Here is a 20,018-nt window from a genome sequence, read left to right as displayed (position 1 = left end):
AGCGTTGAGAAAACAAACCGAATTATTCTCCCGCAATCTTCATTTCAGGCAGCAATACCGAGCCGCACTGGATATTACTACGTGTTTCTATGTCGTTTCCTACCGTGACAATATTACGCAACATATCCTTCAGATTACCCGCAATCGTGATTTCACTCACCGGATACTGAATTTCACCATTTTCCACCCAGAAACCGGATGTGCCACGGGAATAATCACCCGTCACACCGCTGACGCCCTGCCCCATGAGCTCGGTTACCAGCAAACCTTTACCCATTTGTTTGAGCAGACCATCAAAATCAAGGCCTTGCCCGGCAATACGCCAGTTATGGATACCGCCCGCATGCCCCGTGCTCTTCATACCCAATTTGCGCGCCGCATAGCTGGTCAACAACCAGGTTTGCAGAACACCATTTTTTACAATCTCACGCCGTTGAGTTCGAACACCTTCACTGTCAAATGGCGTTGAAGCCAATCCTTTGCGCAAATGGGGGAGTTCTTCAATCGTCAGCCATTCCGGTAGAATCTGCTGTCCTAGCTTATCCAACAAGAACGTCGACTTGCGATACACGCTGCCACCGCTAATGGCACCAACCAGATGACCAAACAGCCCTGTTGCCACCTCGGCTGAAAACAATATCGGTGCTTGCATCGTAGGTAGCTTACGCGGAGACAGGCGTGATAGCGTGCGGCGAGCACACTCTTCCCCCACCCACTCTGGCGATTGCAAATCCTCCAATGAACGGCCAATGGTGTAGGCATAATCACGCTCCATCTCTCCATTCACTTCGGCAATCACACAGCTCGACATGGAATGGCGACTGGAACAATAGCTTTGCAGCATACCGTGGCTATTACCAAAGACCTTAATACCGTAATGACTATTAAAACTGCCACCTTCAGTATTAGTGATCCGTTTATCAACCTTTAATGCCGCCTGCTCGGCACGAGCAGCAAGCTCAATACCTCGCTCGGCGTCCAATTCTGCCGGATGAAACAGATCCAAATCTGGCGCATCGAAAGCCAACAGATCTTTATCTGCCGGTCCAGCACAAGGATCGGCGGAAGTATAACGGGCAATATCCAGCGCAGCCTGCACGGTACGCGCGATAGCATCCGGGTTTAGATCGGTTGATGACGCACTGCCTTTACGTTGCTGGTAGTACACCGTAATACCCAACGCCCCATCACTGTTAAACTCAACATTTTCAACTTCACCATAACGCGTACTCACGCCAATGCCCGTCGTTCTAGACACCGCAACCTCAGCCGCATCAGACCCCATTCGCGCGAGCTCCAGTGCCTGTGCAACCGCTTGTTCCAACGCTTCGCGCTGTTGTGCAACCTGAGTGATTATTGTCATTGTTCTGCCATAATATGTGGGTGGATCATTTCGACAGATGACGCAGAGCCGACACACATTGCTGGCATACCGCACGATAGAACCTCTGCCTCACATGAAATATTTCCACGCGATCTACCGTCATCCATCTGCATAAAAAGGTGTAGCATAGTGTTCCTGAGTCTAACAGGATCTACAGACAATTTCGCACAAAGCCCAAACCTGTTAGTATCAGCCTCTTTTTTATGGTGGGCACGCTGTCCGCCGTTCCGGGGTTGTCATGTACTGCAATCATACTTCTCCCCCTCGGATATTTTTAGGAGCCACCCATGAAGCAAAAACCCGAAGACTGGCTGAATGACGTCCCAGATAATCAGGAAGACGATGATGATGACGAAATTATCTGGGTCAGTAAAAGCGAAATAAAGCGCGATGCTGAAGCGTTAAAAGAACTCGGTGCTGAATTGGTGGATCTGGGCAAAAACGCGCTGGAAAAAATCCCGCTGGACGATGATCTGCGGGCTGCCGTTGAATTAGCGCAGCGCATTAAAAAAGAAGGTCGCCGCCGACAACTGCAACTGATTGGTAAATTGCTGCGCGCCCGCGATCCTGAGCCTATTCAGGCTGCGCTGGATAAACTCAAAAACCGTCACAACCAGCAGGTAGTCGTTTTTCACAAGCTCGAAGCGCTACGCGATCGTCTGATCGCCGAAGGCGATGATGCGATTCCTGATGTTTTAGCGCTTTATCCCCATGCTGATCGCCAGCAGTTACGCTCACTGGTGCGCAACGCGCAAAAAGAGAAAGCGACAAATAAACCACCAAAATCACTCCGGCAGATCTTTCAATACCTGCGAGAGTTGTCAGAAGGTGATGCATAAACATCCCGTCTAGAAGTGACCAACAAAAAACCGCGCCTGTCTGCCAGTGCGCGGTTTTTTGTTGCAACGGTAGAGATTGACCGGTTATGCCGTGCCACCCACCGTGAGGCTTTCCAGCTTCAGCGTCGGCTGACCAACACCGACAGGTAAACTCTGCCCTTCTTTGCCGCATACGCCAACGCCTTTATCCAGCGCCAGATCGTTACCAACCATGGAAATTTGCTGCATGGCTTCAATACCGGAACCAATCAACGTGGCACCTTTTACCGGCGTGCTCACACGGCCATTCTCAATCAGATAAGCTTCTGACGTTGAGAACACAAACTTACCGGACGTAATATCCACCTGACCACCACCGAAGTTTGGCGCGTACAAACCATATTCCACGCTGGCGATAATCTCTTCTGGCGTTGATTGCCCCGCCAGCATATACGTGTTCGTCATACGCGGCATAGGTAAGTGGGCATAAGATTCGCGTCGTCCATTCCCTGTTGGCGCTACGCCCATCAAGCGGGCGTTTAGTTTGTCCTGCATGTAGCCTTTCAAAATGCCGTTCTCAATCAGTACGTTATACTGGCCCGGCACACCTTCATCGTCCATCGCCAATGAGCCACGACGACCCGCTATCGTACCGTCATCCACCACGGTGCAAAGCGCAGACGCCACCGGTTTCCCCATCTGCCCACTAAACACGGAAGTCCCACGGCGGTTGAAATCACCTTCCAGACCGTGCCCAACCGCTTCATGTAACAAGACTCCCGGCCACCCTGAACCTAGAACGACAGGCATCGATCCCGCAGGCGCAGCAATCGCAGACAGATTAACCAACGCCATACGCACCGCTTCTTTTGCCCAAGCTTCCACACGAGGTTCACCATCAACCGTTTCCCAGAAGTAGTGATAGCCACCTCGAGAACCACCACCGCTGGCACCGCGCTCACGTTTACCATCCGACTCAACCAAAACGCTTACTGACAGGCGCACCAGGGGGCGAACATCGGCAGCAAGCGTTCCATCCGTCGCCGCGACCAGCACCAGTTCATACACGCCGGTCAAGCTGGCCGTTACCTCCTGAACACGATTATCCGCAGCGCGGGCGACGGCATCCGCACGTTGCAGCAGCGCAATCTTTTCCTCACGCGTCAGGCTATCGAGCGGATTAAGTTGGGGATATAGCGTTGGATGCGGTACCTCGCCTAGCGTGTGCCGTTTTCCATTGCCTTGTTCACGAACAATACTACGCGCGGCCTGCGCACTTTGATGTAGCGCATTCAGCGTAATTTGATCGGCATAAGCAAACCCCGTTTTTTCGCCATCAATCGCACGGATACCAACACCCTGATCGATATGATATGAGCCGTCCTTAATGATGTGATCTTCCAACACCCACGACTCATGATAGCTGGACTGAAAATACAGGTCGGCATAATCAAGGCGACGCTCATTTAATAACCCCAATATGGAAGAAAGGTCATTAAGGTTCAATTTGTTAGCGGTGAGTAATTGCTCACTGACAAACGACAGACTCATATTTTTTCACTCTTTATTAAATGAAATCAGGTGAACGCACGACGCTAGCCACCCTATCGCTATTCGCTTTTCTTCTTACTCGGCTCGCGTAAGACTTCCTGAATCTTCGGCTGATCGATGCTACCGGAAATGTGGTAACGGATCAGCGAAATCTTGTTCCATAGTGGAGCCAATACCTTACTGGCAGCAAAGACCGCCGCACCGACCACCGGATTGACCGCAAAAGCGGTAGCCACACCCACGGTCGCGGAAATTTCTGGTGCAATGACCGCTTCAATATCGACCTGTCGCTGGACTAAATCAACGTCACCCTTCATGGCAATATCCGCTTCCAGCCCATCAATTAACATATCGTCGGTATGTAACACCCCATCTTTAATCCACGCCGTGCTGCGGATACCATCAAAATAAAAGCCCTTGCCAAAGGTATCGCTAAAGTCAAAGCGAAGCTTGCGCAACAATGCATCAAAGCTGACCAAGCGCAGCAGTTGACCCGCCTGACCTGTTCCCACTTCCGCAATTTCACCTTTTCCTATTCGGGTATGAAGAATCCCGCTCAGGCTAGCGATATCCGGTGACCAAGGGGTTCCACGCCAGTAAAGATCGTAATCTACATCGAACGAGCCAGCACGTAGTGGGGTATTTACGCCGAACCAGTCTGCATTTTGTACCAGACTGTCGCCCGTCAGACGGCCTTTCAATGCGGTGCGCACACCTTCGGCATTTTCCTGCCAGCTGCCGTTTACCGTCAGCCGTGCCTTGCCCGTATCAATCACTCCTTCACTCAGCGTGAGACGGTCGGCCTCTGGCTGTAGCGTTCCCTGAATACGCCCTAAATTCTGTCCGACAATCCAGCATTGCTGGCAATTAAGGTGTAACGCAGGCCAATCCTGAAAGCTGATACTCGGATCATTTAGCGGTGATGTTTTCTCAGCCAGCGCCACCGGGTTAGTGGCTTCATTGCCTTTCCATTGCGGATTGTAGTAAAGATGGCGAATATCGGCACGCCATAGTCCACGATGCGGTATCTCAAGCGTAGCGTCAATTTCACGCCCCAGAGCAACCACTTCGCTACCGTTCAGACGATTTTGGCTGACAATCGATAAATCATGCCACTGTTGCCCCAGCAGTTGCAGCTCCGGTGTACGTAACGTCACTTCTGTCGGGAAGTGGAAACTTCCGCCTACACCGTTACCGCCAACGGATGAACGCGCAGAGGGCAATAACCCAAGCCAACTCTCACCATCCAATGCAGGCAGATCAAGCACTAACGATGAGTTTTCCGGCAATGCAGGTTGCGAATCCGCACCACTTTTCCAACTCCCTCGTGCCAACGTAACGGTATTTCCTTTCAGTAACCACTGGCTGTTGAACCGATGATCTTTGCCAACCAGACCATTCAACGTGAACCCGTGTAAGTCTCCGGTTGCGCCGATCTGTAAAGGTAAACGCTCACCCGCGGCCTTATTTAACGGGCGAGGTAAGTGACTGCTTACTTTTGTGAGATCGGCATTAATATCAACGTTGTAAGTTGTTTTCCCCTTATAGGGTAACGTGATAGCCACCGCACTGCGCCAATCAGCCGCTCCCGAAACCTGACTGGCAAGTGGCTTCGGCATACCTGACACACGAGAGGGATCCCACACACCTTTCAGCCCGACGTTCACCAGAAATGCGTTTTCCTGCTCTTCTGTTGTGAAATCCACCTGCATCGGTTGCCCAAGCCAATGAGCATTTAACGTTTCGCTGCGTAAATTACCGTTATCATAGTGGAAGCGACCCGTGAGATTTTTTACCGTGATGTCCAGTGGATTGACGTATAACTCATTATTATTTAATGCAATGTCTCCACTGGCACGCACATCGTCGCCATCCAGCGGAATATCAAGGTGCAGTGAACCTTTCACCGGGCCAGTAATTTTTAACTCTTCCAGCGCCGCCCCCACGGATGACTTCAGAGGCGTCTGCTGAAAGTAGTGATTCACCTCAGGACCTAGGCCGTCCAGTTCACCCTCTATCAGTAACTTCTCTTTCTGATAATCAGGAATGATCGCGCTGATGTTCTTACCTTCTACCTTGCCTAACCACGCCTGCGGCGCAAACATCCACAGACCGTTATTGACAAAATCGAGGTTAATATCCAACTGAGTTAACGCTGGCCAGCCGGGTTCAAACTCAAATACCGCATTTTTAACCGGCACCCAGACTTCAAATTGCCCTTCATTATGCACATAGGGGAAATGCTGTGGGTTACCGGCAAAAATCAGGGTTGCGTTATCCACCTGTCCACCCTTGAGCGCGCCGCTCAGGTAATCGACTAATTCCTTGCCCATGAAAGGCTCTGGATAGTAACGCCACGCCTCTGCCGCGTCAGTCAGGCGAATACCCGCCAGAATATCCAGTTTGGGTTCACCCGTTTCAGGATGACGATAATGGAAATCACCGTTAGCCCACAGCGATTTGGCCTGAATATCCAGCCCATCACTCCATAATTCCCAACCTTGTGGGTTATTGCGCCAGCCAATTGTGCCTTTCGCCTGACCAACCTCCAGCGGGGCACGAAACATCTCACCATAAGGCAACGTGCTATCGAGCAGTTCGATATCCAACTGTCCCTGTTCAGCGCTCCCCTTCACCGCACCTGAAAAATGATTGATGCCTGGTAAATACGACCATTGTTGCCAACTGACATCCCGCCAGCGCCCCTGAAAACGGCTCTTTTCAGGCTGCTGTAACGGAATATCCAATGCTAACGACTCAAGCGTTCCTTTCGGCTGTAATGACGCCCAACGCGTTTTCAGCGTAGGCGTAGTGGTAGACAACAAAGGCAGCAATGAGGCAATACGTTCCAATTCAAGGTGGGTGGCTCGAATACTCAGTTCTTCCTGATGATCCGGCCCCAACATGGCTTCATTTTTCGGTAGCCAGAGCGCTGATAGCTGGCCTTTCGGCCACGCGACACCATCGGTAGCCACATTCAGCGCAGGAATATCCATCTGCCAGCCATTTTCCTGACGCCTTACATGTAAAGACATCGCTTCAACGCTCATCCGGTGATCGTTTTCATCGTCTTTCCAGGTTGCGGCGCCCTGATTGAGTAACACGTCGCCACCATGGATCATCCCATCCCGCATGTTTAACCAGGCTGCCAGACTGAAATCTGCACTTTCCAACCCGGTATTGTTCTTCATCCAGCGGCTGAGCCAAGGCTTCATGTCAATATTATCTGCCTGTAGATACAGCGTACCGCTATCCAGCAACCCCTGATTATCCTGTAAATCCATTCTTACCTGCACCACACCGTGCTGGCCGTTAAAGCTCGACAGACTGATCTGCCCCTCAGCACGGTGCCGATTATCGGTATTTAACCAGGTTAGTTGTGGAATATGCAGTTCTGCGCGCGCGCCAGAAGGCGTGAGAAAAGAGATACGGCTGTTACGTAGATCAAAATGATCGAACTGACGCAAGAAAAGATCGTTAAGCTTTTCCTGTTCGAATAGAGAACGTGAACGCTCGCCGCCTTGCTCATTCAGTTGCGTATTAATATCAATGCGGGATTGATGGAAAGTCAGATCGCGAAACTGCCAACGTCCGTGCAATAGAGATTGCCACACATCCAGTGCTAGCGTAATTCGTTCAACCTGCCAGGTGGATTCTGGCAACGTGGTCTGAAAATTATCCACTTCAAGCGTCGGGCCAAACGATTCCCAGCGCCCGTTTATCGTCCCAATCTCCAGCGGAACGCCAGAGACAGACTGTGCCCACGCCACCAACTGTGGCCGGAAGTGATCGAGCTGTGGCAGCACCAATCTTAAACCGCTGACTAACAGCGCAACCATCACAATAAGAGTGGCGCCCGTGACGAATAATATTCCGGGCAGTCGCCTCACGTATTTCTCCTTGTTTTCGTTGATGACGACGAGGATTCGCGACTCTCTGACATCATCATCACGATTTACATCATTACTACGTCAAACTGTTCCTGACTATACAAAGGCTCAATCTGTACTTTGACCTGTTTACCGACAAAAATTTCCACTTCAGCCAGTGCATGCGACTCTTCGCTTTTAAGAGCTTCCCCAACGGCAGGCGAGGCGTAAACCAAAAAGCGATCGGTGTCATAAGCATGATGAACGCGCACAATTTCGCGCATGATCTCATAACAAACGCTCTCGACGGTTTTCACCGTACCACGTCCATGGCAGGTTGGGCATTCATGACACAACACATGCTCTATACTCTCACGGGTTCGCTTACGCGTCATCTCCACTAATCCTAGTTGGGAGAAGCCATTAATACTGGTTTTTACCCGATCTTTACTCAGCGCCTGCTCCAGAGAATGCAAAACACGCCGACGATGATCCTCATTATTCATATCAATGAAATCGATAATGATAATGCCACCAAGATTACGCAAACGCAGTTGCCGTGCTATCGCCTGCGTCGCTTCGATGTTGGTGTTAAAAATGGTCTCATCAAGATTACGATGACCAACAAACGCGCCGGTATTGATATCAACGGTCGTCATCGCTTCCGTTTGATCGATAATCAAATACCCACCCGATTTCAACTCGACTTTTCTATCCAGCGAGCGCTGAATTTCATTTTCCACATCAAACAAATCGAAAATCGGCTGTTTACCTGCATAATGTTCCAGCTTACTGGTCATTTCCGGAATATATTCAGCGGTAAACTCCAACAGCGAATCATAAGTAAGCTTGGAGTCAACGCGGATACGATCCAACGCCGCCCCTGCAAAATCACGCAAAATACGTTGGGCTAACGCGACTTCGCCATAGAGCTTATATTTGGTCTGGTTGCGTTTCTTACGCTCCATCACCTTGCCCCATAAGCGTTTCAGAAACGCTGCATCCTGAGATAACTCTTCCTCGCCAATTCCTTCCGCTGCGGTGCGAATAATAAAGCCGCCTTGATCGTCACAATAATCCGCCACCGTCTTTTTTAAACGCTCACGCTCATCTTCACTTTCAATACGCTGCGACACCCCAACGTGTGATGCTCCGGGCATAAAGACCAGATAACGTGATGGCAGTGTAATATCCGTTGTCAAACGGGCCCCTTTGGTACCCAACGGATCTTTGACAACCTGAACCATCAGATCCTGACCCTGACGGACCAACTCGGCGATATCACGGACGTGAAAGTTTTTCTGTTCGTCTCCGGCAACGCACTCCGTATGCGGCATAATATCGGAGGCATGTAAAAAAGCGGCTTTATCCAGCCCGATATCGATAAAAGCCGCCTGCATTCCCGGCAACACGCGGCTCACTCGGCCTTTATATATATTACCGACAATGCCGCGTTTCGCTTCGCGCTCAATATGGATTTCCTGCAGAATGCCACCGTCAATGTAGGCAACCCGTGTTTCTGAAGGCGTGACGTTTACCAGTAACTCAGCAGTCATGTTTTCCTCTTGCCTGTCGCAATGCAGCAAAATTACTGAACAGCTCATGGGTCTCTACCAATGGTAATCCTACCACTGCGTGATAGCTCCCGTTGAGCGACCGGACAAAGCATCCTCCTTTGCCCTGAATGCCATAGGCTCCCGCCTTGTCCATCGGCTCGCCGCTGGCGATATACGTGGCGATATCTTGTTGAGAAAGCGTACGGAATACCACATCGGTTGTGACCAACATCGTCAGGGAATCCTTTCTGTCGGCCATTGCCACCGCCGTCATCACCTGATGCTGTTGTCCAGAAAGCATCGTCAGCATGCGATCCGCATGCTGCGCATCATGAGGTTTTTCCAACACTTGTCCGTTCAATACCACGATGGTATCCGCACCAAGCACTGGCACATCGTCAGGCGCAGCCAATACACCCGCTACCGCTTTTTCATATGCTAATCGACGAACATAGGTTTCTGCCGTTTCATCAGGCAAACGCTGTTCTTCCACCGAAGTATTTAGCACGGCAAAAGGGATATTCAGCAGCGATAACAATTCCCTGCGGCGCGGCGATGCGGATGCCAGATAAAGCTGAATCATGATTAACCTTTTATTGCACAGTAAACTGGCGACGTATCTTGCGCATCAGCAGGAACAACCACGGCCACAAAACACCGTCAACCACACTATTCCAAAATGTTTCTGGTCTGAATGAAACATTTATCACCAAAAATTCAGCCCAAAAGACAATCAAATCCATCAATAACGACAACAACATGACAATCAGCGCCTGTTGCCATAATGCCATATTCCTGAAAAGCTGAAATTTAAATGCCACTAAATACGCAACAATACTAAGCGCCAGCGCACGGACGCCCAATGTCGACCCTAAAATCAGATCCATCACCATGCCGAGCATGAATCCAGTGCCCACATTAACCCGATGCGGCAACGCCATCACCCAATAAATCAAAAACAACGTGAGCCAGGAAGGTCGATAGACGTAGATTTCATCCGGCCACGGCATAATCTGCAACACCATGGCGATTAAAAATGAGAGCCAAATAATCCAGTTGCCATGTCTGCGGTAACGGTTCATTGCTGGCCTCCCGATTGACCTGGAGCAGGCGTATTGAGCGGCGGTGGCGGTGGCCCCATTTCATCTGGAGACGGCAACACCTGCGGCATCATTTGCATCAACCGCTCATTGGCAACACGGTGAACCTCTCCCGGCGGTAACGCGGTGCTGTTATTTCTGTCTACGCCCCATAGCAATAACAGATAACGTAAACGCTGCAATCCGGCCGTCGGGCGAGCCTGAATAATGGTATAAGCTCGCTGAGTATCCACTTTTACCGACGACACAACGGCAACCGGGTACCCCTCGGGAAAACGTCCGCCTAATCCTGACGTCACTAACACATCGCCAACACGAATATCCGTATTATTGGGTAGATGCTCAAGTTGCAGGTCATCGGTGCAGCTATTCCCTGCGGCAATTACGCGAATATCATTGCGCAGCACCTGAATCGGCAACGCGTGGGAAACGTCACAAATCAATAACACCCGGCTGGTGAGTTGCCCTACCGCAACAACCTGTCCTACCACACCTTTATCGCTGATAACCGGCTGGCCTTCATACACGCCGTTCGTTAGCCCCTTATCAATAACGACCTGATCGCTGTAAGGGTCGGTTCCCGCAGAAATAACCTGCGTCACCATTTTCTGTTCGTCCTGACGTAACGGCGAGCCCAGAAGCTCACGTAAGCGAGCGTTTTCCTGCTTAAGCTGCCCCAACAGCAGTAAATCGCTGTTCTTCATCAGTAATTCCTGACGAAGCGCTGTATTTTCAACCCCAAGTTGTTCGCGGGTAGCTAAAGATGCAGAAACATTATCCAGCACCTCGCGTGGACCATTAGCCAGGAAATAAAAAGGGCTGACCGCCGTATCCATGTACGTCCTGATTTTAGTGAACGTGCCGAGCCGACTGTCAGCAATCATCACAGACATCGCGGTAACCACAGCGAGAAAAAGTCGTAACTGCAGGGAAGGCCCCCTGCTAAAAATCGGCTTCATAAAATTCGTGTATTCCTCGGCAGCAATCTCAAATTGCCAACGGCACTTTTCAACATCGCCATGCGATGGCCCGCAAGGAGAGTTTCATGAGTAAAGCATGGTCACATCGCAACAGCCCGGAGGATAGTTGACAGAAAAAACCTAGCATATGAAATCGTCAGAAGGCGATGTTGTATAACGTAACGCATTTCTCGACAAAGCAGGTGTCATGATAAACCATACAAAAAAAGGGCGACCTCACGGGATGAAAAACATACGCCTTCATCCATATGGTCCCCCTTTTTATTCGCTGGATTATTCTTCGCTGAACAAATCGCCGCCATGCATGTCGATCATTTCCAACGCTTTACCGCCACCACGAGCCACACAGGTCAGTGGATCTTCGGCGACAACAACCGGAATGCCAGTTTCTTCCATCAGCAAACGATCAAGGTTACGCAAAAGTGCGCCACCGCCCGTCAGCACCATACCACGTTCAGAAATATCAGACGCCAATTCCGGTGGGCACTGTTCCAACGCCACCATCACCGCGCTAACGATGCCGGTCAACGGTTCCTGCAATGCTTCCAGAATTTCATTCGAATTCAGATTAAAACCACGTGGTACACCTTCGGCCAGATTACGACCACGCACTTCAATCTCAAGCACTTCATCGCCCGGATACGCCGAGCCAATCTCATGTTTGATGCGTTCTGCCGTCGCTTCACCGATCAATGAACCATAGTTACGACGAACATAGTTGATGATCGCTTCATCGAAGCGGTCACCACCAATACGCACAGAGGAAGAATAGACGACGCCGTTCAAAGAAATAACGGCCACTTCCGTCGTACCACCGCCGATATCCACCACCATAGATCCCGTGGCTTCAGAAACCGGCAAGCCCGCACCAATTGCAGCAGCCATAGGTTCTTCAATCAAGAAGACCTCACGCGCCCCTGCGCCTTGCGCAGATTCGCGAATCGCACGGCGTTCTACCTGCGTTGCGCCAACAGGCACACACACCAACACTCGCGGACTTGGACGCATAAAGCTATTGCTATGAACTTGCTTAATAAAGTGCTGCAACATTTTCTCTGTCACGAAGAAGTCGGCGATAACGCCGTCCTTCATCGGGCGAATAGCCGCGATATTACCAGGTGTTCGACCCAGCATCTGCTTAGCATCATGTCCGACAGCGGCAACACTTTTGGGTGAGCCAGCCCGATCCTGGCGAATAGCGACCACGGAAGGCTCATTCAATACGATGCCCTGCCCTTTAACATAAATCAGGGTATTGGCGGTACCCAGGTCGATGGACAAGTCGTTGGAAAACATGCCACGAAATTTCTTAAACATAACTAAAGGATAATCCTGCAAGCTGGGGGCGAAAAATAAATCCGCCTACTTTACCAACCACACGAAGCAGCGACAAGGCACGAAAACGCTCTGCTTCGGTGAAAAAAGTCTGTGTTGTACGATCGGCTTTTAAAAGGATCCCGCATGCTGCGGCCTCTCCCTTAAGCAGTAGGCTAGATTATCGCGTTCCGCCTGGCTGAATTGTACGAACACAGGACATAAAATCTAACATTTAATCGGATTGCCACTAACGTAAGCACACACTAACCGATTCAACAACTGACTCATTCTACGTCAATTTAATCAGGACGTTTACACTAAACACGATAGCGCGGTGAATATTTTTTCAACTCATCCCCTACCGGAAGAGAAGTGGCAAAAAAATCACCCTGCCCACCGTAAACACCTTTATCCAACAACGTTCGCCACTCTTCTTTTGTACGAACGCCTGCAGCAAAAACGGTTGTCTGCGTACCTTTGCAGGCTTCTGTCAGACTTTGAACAAATAACTGATTTTCCGGACGGCGATCGAGACTACGCACCAGCCCCGGATGAAGCTTAATGATCTCCACGGGTAACGACTTGATATAAGTCGTACTGACCAATGTTAATCCTGCTTGCGTGACAGCAAGACGACATCCCAAGCCCAGTAACAATTTTAAAACCGGACGCAGGCGGCCGATATATTGACAAACATCCGCCTCTGCAAGTTCAAATAAAATGTGCTGCCGCTGTTTTTTCGGACATTGCATTAATGTTTCACGTAACCAGCGGATAAAGGGCTTTTGCAACAGCGAGTCGACGCTAACCGGCATCGCCAGCGTTTCTTCGGGCCAACGCGCTGACAAGACTAAAATGCGAGAGACAAGCTGCCGATCATAACTGGAGGTCAACCCCAGTTGCTGAACCAACGGCATATATTCCGCCGCGAGCAATTCCTGTTCACCATCATAGATGCGCCCCATCATCTCACGGTGGTGTACCTTATTTTCCCGCGTCACGGCCGGTTTTTGATATAACCTCGGGCCACCTCTTACCAGCGTTTGCTCCAGTAACGTTCGCCACTTCACACTGCCACGGCCTTTATCCGATACGTGTCGATCAAAGACGCACCAGCCATTGCCTCCCTGTAACACCGCGTTACGCGTCGCGTCTTCTACACTTTCCATCACCTGCTCGGTACTTTGCCCGCTACGATAAGCACAAATACCAATATGCAGAATATCGTCACGATCAATTAGTGGCGTAACAGGAAGAATATCGATGGCTTTAATTAACTGGGCCGCAATATTATCAGCATCTTTCAGGGCTCGGTGCGGTAATAACACGGTAAAATCGTTATCGAAATAACGCGCTAACAGAGCCGCCGGATAACGCATGACAAAAGTCGACAACAGGTTAACCAGCATATTCCTGTATTCTGACAATTCACCGTTATAACCATGAATATCTTGTAGCGTTTCAAAATCCGGAACCCGGATCATCATGACGATACCGTGAGTACCGACATCTTCAGCATCTTCCAGTTGGGTTGCCAACTGATTGTCGAAGAATAAGCGATTATTGAGCCCGGTTTCTGCATCCTGAGCAGCAAATGCACGAATCAACGTATCGACACGACTACGCTCTTCGCGTGCGGCCGTTAAGTCAGATAGCAGTAGATCGATAGCACCGCTGGCGTTAACGGGCCATTCTCGTACCGATCCCTGCGTAATTGATTCCCGCTCACCGTTGAGAATGCGGCGTGCTCGCCTTTCCAGCTCTTCTTGCCCGACGGTGTGGCGGCGTAACCACCGGGTAGATAAATAGAGGACGGATACCATCAACACGATAGCCAAAAGTACGAATAATATTGGCATCAAAACATAAGGCGTCCCCATCAAAGGGGAATTACGATGAGTCGCCACCACCGTCGTGTCCATATGATTCACTAAGGCAAATTGGCTATCGCGATAAAAATAATGATAGCGATCTTCTACCTCAGATAACCGAGCTGAATACAGCACCGAGTCTGCATTCGTAATTTTCAGCGCAACGATATCCGTCGTTTTCATCATCGCCGGTAGCCAAAATTGGAGGCTCTCAGGTGACTGCACGGATAATGCCCGATCGATGCTGGAAACCACCTCTCTCATCTGTTGCGACATTCGATGCTGACTATAATAAAACAGGCTGGCCAGACTGCTGGAAAGCAGTAAAACAACCGCTAATGCTGTCAGGAGCGTCATGAGTATAGAGAGTCTGGTCGTTAATCCCATCCCTGTGTCCTATTTTCCAGATAATGCCGTTTCTGAAAGTGTATTGCTTTTACCCGTTCGCGTACTACCTGTTACAAATATAGCTGCTAGGCTGTGTCCCTTAGTCGATTTTGATAGAATAATGCTCTGATTTCTCATGTAGACACCGCATGGTACGCTGATTTCACCTTTACCTCTCCCAGAACACTCGCAAAAAGTCGACCATCCCTACGTAGAACACCGTAAGGTTATTTGGGGACAGGATTCCGGTTTTCCCCGGACAATACTCAAACAATGAATCTGGCGCACTAATTGCATCTTTCTGAATATGTTTTTTCAGGAGAGACAGCGATGGTAGCGGAGCCTTCAACGACGATTCGATTTTTACTTGCCTCGCGCCAATGTGAGCTGAACAGCCTGCGCTACCTGCTGCAAAGTGGTGAACTGGTGGGGAAAATCAGCCAGCTTGTGCATCTATTGCAGCGTGAACGAGGAACAGCCAACCTGTTTCTGTGTTCTGACGGCCGACTTTTCGCCGATGAACTGGTGCTGCGTGAGAAAGACGCGCAGGCGGCACAGGCGCACCTGATGACGCATTTGGCTGGGTTAGAAAAAATGACGGCGGAATTGCCGCAGGCGAGCCGCCTATTCAGCCGTGTCGCCAGCGTGGTCTATGCGCTGAGCCAGCTACCCGCGCTGCGTCAGCAAATTCACCAACGTTTGCTACCTCAACCGCAGGCGATGACATTTTTCAACGATATTGTTCGTAATCTGCTGGCATTGGTTTTTGAAGTCTCGGACACGGCGGCCGATCCGGGCATTTCCCGCGCACTGATTGCCATGTTCAGTTTTATGCAGGGGAAAGAACTGGCAGGACAGGAGCGTGCGGTTGGCGCAGCGGCCTATGGGGCGGGCAGTGTCGATGAGAAAACCCGACAAAAGCTGCTGGATTTGATTGAACGGCAGGAGCGCTGTTTCGATACCTTTCTGAGTTTTAGCGATGAAGAAAACCAGCAGCGCTGGAATGCTATCGCGATAGACAGCGAATTTGAGCGTCTCCGCCGCATTGTGTGCACTCGCAGCCCAATAGAAAAGCTATCGGAAGCCGATAGCCTGCACTGGTTTTCGATTGCTACGCAGCGCATTGATGAAATGAAGCAGATGGAAGATGAGCTGGAGCAGACGCTGATGCAGCGCTGCCGTACCCGTATTGCGGCTGCTGAGAAAGCATGCAGCGATCAGCGGGCGGATCTCGAAGATCTGATGGCGCAGCAGGAGAAGGACGCTCCCGGCTATTCGATATTTATCACCGGTCACGATGTGGAAGGGCAAAACGCTCCTCCCGGTTGGCTGCATAGCGATGGCGTCAGCCCACAACTGGGACGATCGCTGCTATCGCTGGTGCAACAACAGTCTCGGCGCTTACAGGCGCAGGATCATGAATTAGCTGCGCTGCGAGCCACATTGAACGAAAGAAAACAGATCGATCGCGCAAAAGGCTTACTGATGCAGCACCGTGGATTAAGCGAAGAAGAGGCCTACAAAACCCTGCGCCGCATGGCGATGAGCCAGAATAAAAAGCTGATCGACATCGCCACCGCTATGCTCGCGGTAGCCGATGTATTCGATGATACCCCTTAAGAGGTATATGCACATGAACTGTGCGTGTTCTGCCAGTTGGCGGTGCAATTGTTCCCCTTGTTTTCTTCAAACGTAGAATATATTCGCTAAACGTAGAATATATTCGCTTGGTGAAAATTTCGTGCGCGATAAATTTTGGCATAAATATGTTCGTATAGTTGACGCGCCCGACACGGGGCGCTCAGTCGCCGCCGCCCCGTGACCCGAGGCTTTTCGCGGAAATAACGTCGCTACGCGATACCTTCAGAAAAAAACAGGCTCTTAACGGACCGCCGTTGACGCGCTCCCTGCGCGGCAACAGCTTTCGCGGCGTCCTTGCCGCTCATCCTGAGCCTATTTTTTTCTTCAGCGTTATTTACGCTCCTAGCAACAAAAATATCGCTCTTGGCATAAACCTTGCTTTAACTTATTAGCAACAACTAAGCATTCATAATGCGTTTCGGACCAACGGCGGTGCGGAAGGTGTTAACCGGACAACGGCGTTCATAAGCGTGCAGATTCTGCATGGGCTTGTGGACGTCGTTTTTGTTTTTTACCGCCTGAAAAGGTGTTTTGCTCAAAGGTATCGTTGATGAGTGATTCAAAAACCAAAAGCATGACCGTCTCTCGCCGCCAGTTTCTGTTGGGGAGTGCTGCGCTGGGAGGCAGCCTGATGCTGCCAGGGCTGATGAATAGCGCATGGGCCGCAGGTTCCGACGCCCCGGAGAAAAAGGAAATCCGGGTTGGCTTTATCCCGTTGACGGACTGCGCCTCGGTCGTGATGGCAGCAGTAAAAGGCTTCGATAAGAAATACGGCATCACGATTGTTCCCAGCAAAGAAGCCAGTTGGGCGGCGGTACGCGACAAGCTGGTGTCGGGTGAATTGGATGCGGCCCACATTCTTTATGGTCAGTTGTACGGCCTGCAAATGGGGCTGTCTGGCTCGCAGAGCAACATGGCGGCACTGATGACGCTCAATCAGAACGGTCAGGGGATCACGCTGGCGAACCAGTTGCGTGACGCCAACGTTACAGATCTCGCCGCGCTACAGAAGTATGTCGCCGCCAGCCCGGCAGGCACCTACACCTTCGCACAAACCTTTCCTACCGGCACACATGCCATGTGGCTCTACTACTGGCTGGCTTCTGCCGGGATCCACCCGCTGAACGACGTGCGCACCGTGGTGGTACCACCGCCGCAGATGGTGATGAACATGAAGATTGGCAACATGGTGGGCTACTGCGTCGGCGAGCCGTGGAACCAGCGTGCTATCAGCGAAAAAATCGGCTTTACCGCCGCCACCTCGCAAGACATCTGGCCGGATCACCCTGAAAAAGTGTTGGGTACCCGCGCTGATTGGGCGAACGCCAACCCCAATAGCGCCCGGGCACTGACCGCCGCGATCCTCGACACGTCACGCTGGATTGACACATCGGACGATAACCGCCGCGAAACGGCAGGCATCGTTGCCGGACGCGCCTACATCAATGCCAAAGAAGACACTATCGTCGGACGTATGCTGGGCCAGTACGAAAACGGACTGGGGAAAAACTGGAAAGACGAACACGCGATGCGTTTCTACCACGACGGTTCCGTGAATTACCCGTACCTGTCCGACGGCATGTGGTTCCTCACCCAACACAAACGCTGGGGCCTTCTCACCGAGGAGCCGGACTATCTGGCTGTCGCTAAGCAGGTTAACCGCATTGATATCTACAAGCAGGCCGTCGAAGCCGTGGGGAATATACCGTTGCCTGGTAGCGACATGCGCAGCAGCGTGCTTATCGATGGCGTCCGTTGGGACGGCAGCGATCCGGTGGGTTATGCCAACAGTTTTAGCGTGAAGAAATAAGCGAGGTTGATGATGACAAACCAGGCCAAAATCATTCCTATTGTCGCGGATAACGCCACTGATACCGTGCACAGCGCTGAAATTATGCCGCTGCCAACCAAACCGGCGATGCTGGAAAAAGCACCGACAGCGCCTACTTTCACCTACCGACCACGGCTGCGTAAGCTGTTTCAGTCACTTTTCCCAGCGGTACTCGGGCTAGGGCTGCTGATTACCGTTTGGCAGGTTGCCGCACTCAACAGCGAGAACTTCCCGACGCCGTGGACAACCTGGCTTGCGGCGCTCAGCCTCTTCGCCGATCCGTTTTATATCGCCGGGCCAAACGATCAGGGCATCGGCTGGAACGTATTGGCCTCACTGCAACGTGTTGGTATCGGCTTTGGGCTGGCGGCGCTGGTCGGCATTCCCACCGGTTTCCTGATTGGGCGTTTTACCTTTCTGGCTAACATGCTCAACCCGATCATTTCTCTGCTGCGCCCGGTTAGTCCGCTGGCCTGGCTGCCTATCGGCCTGCTGCTGTTTCAGCGTGCCGAACCGGCATCCAGTTGGACCATTTTTATTTGCTCCATCTGGCCGATGATCCTCAACACTGCCGAAGGCGTGCGCCACATCCCGCAGGATTACCTGAACGTGGCGCGGGTGCTGAAACTCTCCGAGTTCACCATCATGCGCAAAATTCTGCTGCCTGCGGTGTTGCCTAACGTATTGACCGGCGTGCGCTTATCGATTGGCGTCGCCTGGCTGGTGATTGTGGCAGCCGAGATGCTGACGGGCGGTGTCGGTATCGGTTTCTGGATTTGGAATGAGTGGAACAACCTGAATGTGGAAAACATCATCATCGCCATCGTGGTGATTGGCGTTATCGGTCTGCTGCTGGAGCAGGGACTGGTGTGGATTGCTAACCGTTTCAGCTATGACAACCGCTAAGGAGCCGACGATGCGTACAACACCCATTATTCAAGTGCAGCAGGTGAGCCAGCGTTTCAATACCGCCAGCGGTGAGTTTCTGGCGCTCGATCAGGTGAGTTTCGACATTCACACCGGGGAGACGATCAGCCTGATTGGCCATTCCGGCTGCGGCAAATCTACGTTATTGAACCTGATCGCCGGTTTGACGCTGCCGAGCAGCGGTGGCCTGCTGTGTGACAATCGTGAAATCGACGGACCGGGGCCGGAGCGCGGCGTGGTGTTTCAGAACCACTCGCTGCTGCCATGGCTGACCACCTACGAAAACGTGGCGCTGGCAGTACGTCAGGTATTTCGCGGGCAGATGAACAAGCACGAGATGCACGAATGGATTACCCACAATCTGGAACTGGTGCACATGGGGCATGCGCTGAACAAGCGGCCGAATGAAATCTCCGGCGGAATGAAGCAGCGTGTGGGGATTGCCCGTGCACTGGCTATGAAGCCGAAAGTGCTGCTGATGGATGAACCCTTCGGCGCGCTGGATGCGCTGACCCGTGCGCACCTTCAGGATGCGGTGATGGAGATTCAGCAGCGTTTGCAAACCACGATTGTGCTGATTACGCACGACGTAGACGAGGCGGTACTGCTGTCGGATCGCGTGCTGATGATGACGAACGGCCCGGCAGCGACGGTGGGGGAAATCATGACGGTCGGACTGGAACGTCCGCGTTCACGTGTCGCACTGGCTGACGATCCGCGCTACCACCACTATCGCCAGCAGGTGCTGCATTTCTTATATGAAAAACAGCCGAAAGCAGCCTGACA

General features: G+C 51.5%; 14 protein-coding genes. 5 read left to right on the top strand and 9 right to left on the bottom strand.

The features are described from left to right. Positions 1 to 22: 22 nt before the first annotated feature. Positions 23 to 1,363: a metalloprotease PmbA gene (gene pmbA, locus ACKPVM_RS10925; RefSeq protein WP_409309072.1), complete on the bottom strand. Its 1,341-nt coding sequence runs from the start codon at positions 1,361 to 1,363 to the stop codon at positions 23 to 25. Positions 1,364 to 1,671: 308 nt separating this feature from the next. Here pmbA and yjgA point away from each other — a divergent pair, with 308 nt between their 5' ends. After that, complete coding sequence (gene yjgA / locus ACKPVM_RS10920) at positions 1,672 to 2,223, top strand: ribosome biogenesis factor YjgA (RefSeq protein ID WP_409309071.1); 552 nt, start codon at positions 1,672 to 1,674, stop codon at positions 2,221 to 2,223. 84 nt (positions 2,224 to 2,307) lie between these two features. On the opposite strand, the gene tldD is transcribed toward yjgA, so the two are convergent. The 8 genes from tldD to csrD form a co-directional block, all read right to left on the bottom strand. Further along, entirely contained in the window at positions 2,308 to 3,753 is a 1,446-nt protein-coding gene (tldD, locus tag ACKPVM_RS10915; RefSeq protein WP_409309070.1) for a metalloprotease TldD, read from the bottom strand. A gap of 59 nt (positions 3,754 to 3,812) precedes the next feature. Then, the gene (gene yhdP / locus ACKPVM_RS10910) at positions 3,813 to 7,643 is read right to left on the bottom strand and encodes an AsmA2 domain-containing protein YhdP (RefSeq protein WP_409309069.1); all 3,831 of its coding nucleotides are present in this window, start codon (positions 7,641 to 7,643) and stop codon (positions 3,813 to 3,815) included. 65 nt (positions 7,644 to 7,708) lie between these two features. Then, positions 7,709 to 9,178: a ribonuclease G gene (gene rng, locus ACKPVM_RS10905; RefSeq protein ID WP_409309068.1), complete on the bottom strand. Its 1,470-nt coding sequence runs from the start codon at positions 9,176 to 9,178 to the stop codon at positions 7,709 to 7,711. After that, positions 9,168 to 9,761 (bottom strand): Maf family protein, encoded by a 594-nt coding sequence (locus ACKPVM_RS10900; RefSeq protein ID WP_409309067.1) that lies wholly within the window; start codon positions 9,759 to 9,761, stop codon positions 9,168 to 9,170. Before ACKPVM_RS10900 ends, rng begins: the two co-directional genes overlap by 11 nt. A 10-nt stretch (positions 9,762 to 9,771) precedes the next feature. Continuing rightward, entirely contained in the window at positions 9,772 to 10,260 is a 489-nt protein-coding gene (mreD, locus tag ACKPVM_RS10895; protein WP_409309066.1) for a rod shape-determining protein MreD, read from the bottom strand. Further along, positions 10,257 to 11,237, bottom strand: coding sequence for a rod shape-determining protein MreC (gene mreC / locus ACKPVM_RS10890; RefSeq protein ID WP_409309065.1), 981 nt, complete (start codon positions 11,235 to 11,237; stop codon positions 10,257 to 10,259). The genes mreD and mreC overlap by 4 nt, the downstream gene beginning before the upstream one ends. A 294-nt stretch (positions 11,238 to 11,531) precedes the next feature. Next, positions 11,532 to 12,575, bottom strand: coding sequence for a rod shape-determining protein MreB (gene mreB / locus ACKPVM_RS10885; protein WP_009114770.1), 1,044 nt, complete (start codon positions 12,573 to 12,575; stop codon positions 11,532 to 11,534). A 317-nt stretch (positions 12,576 to 12,892) separates the two neighbouring features. Further along, complete coding sequence (gene csrD / locus ACKPVM_RS10880; protein WP_409309064.1) at positions 12,893 to 14,833, bottom strand: RNase E specificity factor CsrD; 1,941 nt, start codon at positions 14,831 to 14,833, stop codon at positions 12,893 to 12,895. Positions 14,834 to 15,163: 330 nt separating this feature from the next. Here csrD and ACKPVM_RS10875 point away from each other — a divergent pair, with 330 nt between their 5' ends. The 4 genes from ACKPVM_RS10875 (at position 15,164) to ACKPVM_RS10860 (ending at position 20,016) form a co-directional block, all read left to right on the top strand. Next, positions 15,164 to 16,453 carry a nitrate- and nitrite sensing domain-containing protein gene (locus tag ACKPVM_RS10875; RefSeq protein ID WP_409309063.1) on the top strand — a complete coding sequence of 430 codons (1,290 nt, stop codon included), beginning with the start codon at positions 15,164 to 15,166 and terminating at the stop codon, positions 16,451 to 16,453. A 571-nt stretch (positions 16,454 to 17,024) separates the two neighbouring features. Beyond that, entirely contained in the window at positions 17,025 to 18,284 is a 1,260-nt protein-coding gene (locus tag ACKPVM_RS10870; protein WP_409309062.1) for a CmpA/NrtA family ABC transporter substrate-binding protein, read from the top strand. Positions 18,285 to 18,296: 12 nt separating this feature from the next. Then, the gene (gene ntrB / locus ACKPVM_RS10865) at positions 18,297 to 19,211 is read left to right on the top strand and encodes a nitrate ABC transporter permease (protein WP_409309204.1); all 915 of its coding nucleotides are present in this window, start codon (positions 18,297 to 18,299) and stop codon (positions 19,209 to 19,211) included. Between the two features lie 10 nt (positions 19,212 to 19,221). Then, positions 19,222 to 20,016, top strand: coding sequence for an ABC transporter ATP-binding protein (locus ACKPVM_RS10860; RefSeq protein ID WP_409309061.1), 795 nt, complete (start codon positions 19,222 to 19,224; stop codon positions 20,014 to 20,016). Positions 20,017 to 20,018: the final 2 nt, after the last annotated feature.

The sequence above is a fragment of the Pectobacterium hainanensis genome (assembly GCF_046237015.1).
Classification (GTDB): Bacteria; Pseudomonadota; Gammaproteobacteria; order Enterobacterales; family Enterobacteriaceae; genus JBJYIN01.
This window is presented reverse-complemented; position numbering and strand designations above follow the sequence as displayed.

Coding starts and splice junctions, on each gene's coding strand:
- ACKPVM_RS10875 (WP_409309063.1), top strand. CDS start 15,164: ATGGTAGCGGAGCCTTCAACGACGATTCGATTTTTACTTGCCTCGCGC.
- ntrB (WP_409309204.1), top strand. CDS start 18,297: ATGACAAACCAGGCCAAAATCATTCCTATTGTCGCGGATAACGCCACT.
- ACKPVM_RS10900 (WP_409309067.1), bottom strand. CDS start 9,761: ATGATTCAGCTTTATCTGGCATCCGCATCGCCGCGCCGCAGGGAATTG.
- yjgA (WP_409309071.1), top strand. CDS start 1,672: ATGAAGCAAAAACCCGAAGACTGGCTGAATGACGTCCCAGATAATCAG.
- mreB (WP_009114770.1), bottom strand. CDS start 12,575: ATGTTTAAGAAATTTCGTGGCATGTTTTCCAACGACTTGTCCATCGAC.
- ACKPVM_RS10870 (WP_409309062.1), top strand. CDS start 17,025: ATGAGTGATTCAAAAACCAAAAGCATGACCGTCTCTCGCCGCCAGTTT.
- mreC (WP_409309065.1), bottom strand. CDS start 11,237: ATGAAGCCGATTTTTAGCAGGGGGCCTTCCCTGCAGTTACGACTTTTT.
- mreD (WP_409309066.1), bottom strand. CDS start 10,260: ATGAACCGTTACCGCAGACATGGCAACTGGATTATTTGGCTCTCATTT.
- csrD (WP_409309064.1), bottom strand. CDS start 14,833: ATGGGATTAACGACCAGACTCTCTATACTCATGACGCTCCTGACAGCA.
- ACKPVM_RS10860 (WP_409309061.1), top strand. CDS start 19,222: ATGCGTACAACACCCATTATTCAAGTGCAGCAGGTGAGCCAGCGTTTC.
- rng (WP_409309068.1), bottom strand. CDS start 9,178: ATGACTGCTGAGTTACTGGTAAACGTCACGCCTTCAGAAACACGGGTT.
- pmbA (WP_409309072.1), bottom strand. CDS start 1,363: ATGACAATAATCACTCAGGTTGCACAACAGCGCGAAGCGTTGGAACAA.
- tldD (WP_409309070.1), bottom strand. CDS start 3,753: ATGAGTCTGTCGTTTGTCAGTGAGCAATTACTCACCGCTAACAAATTG.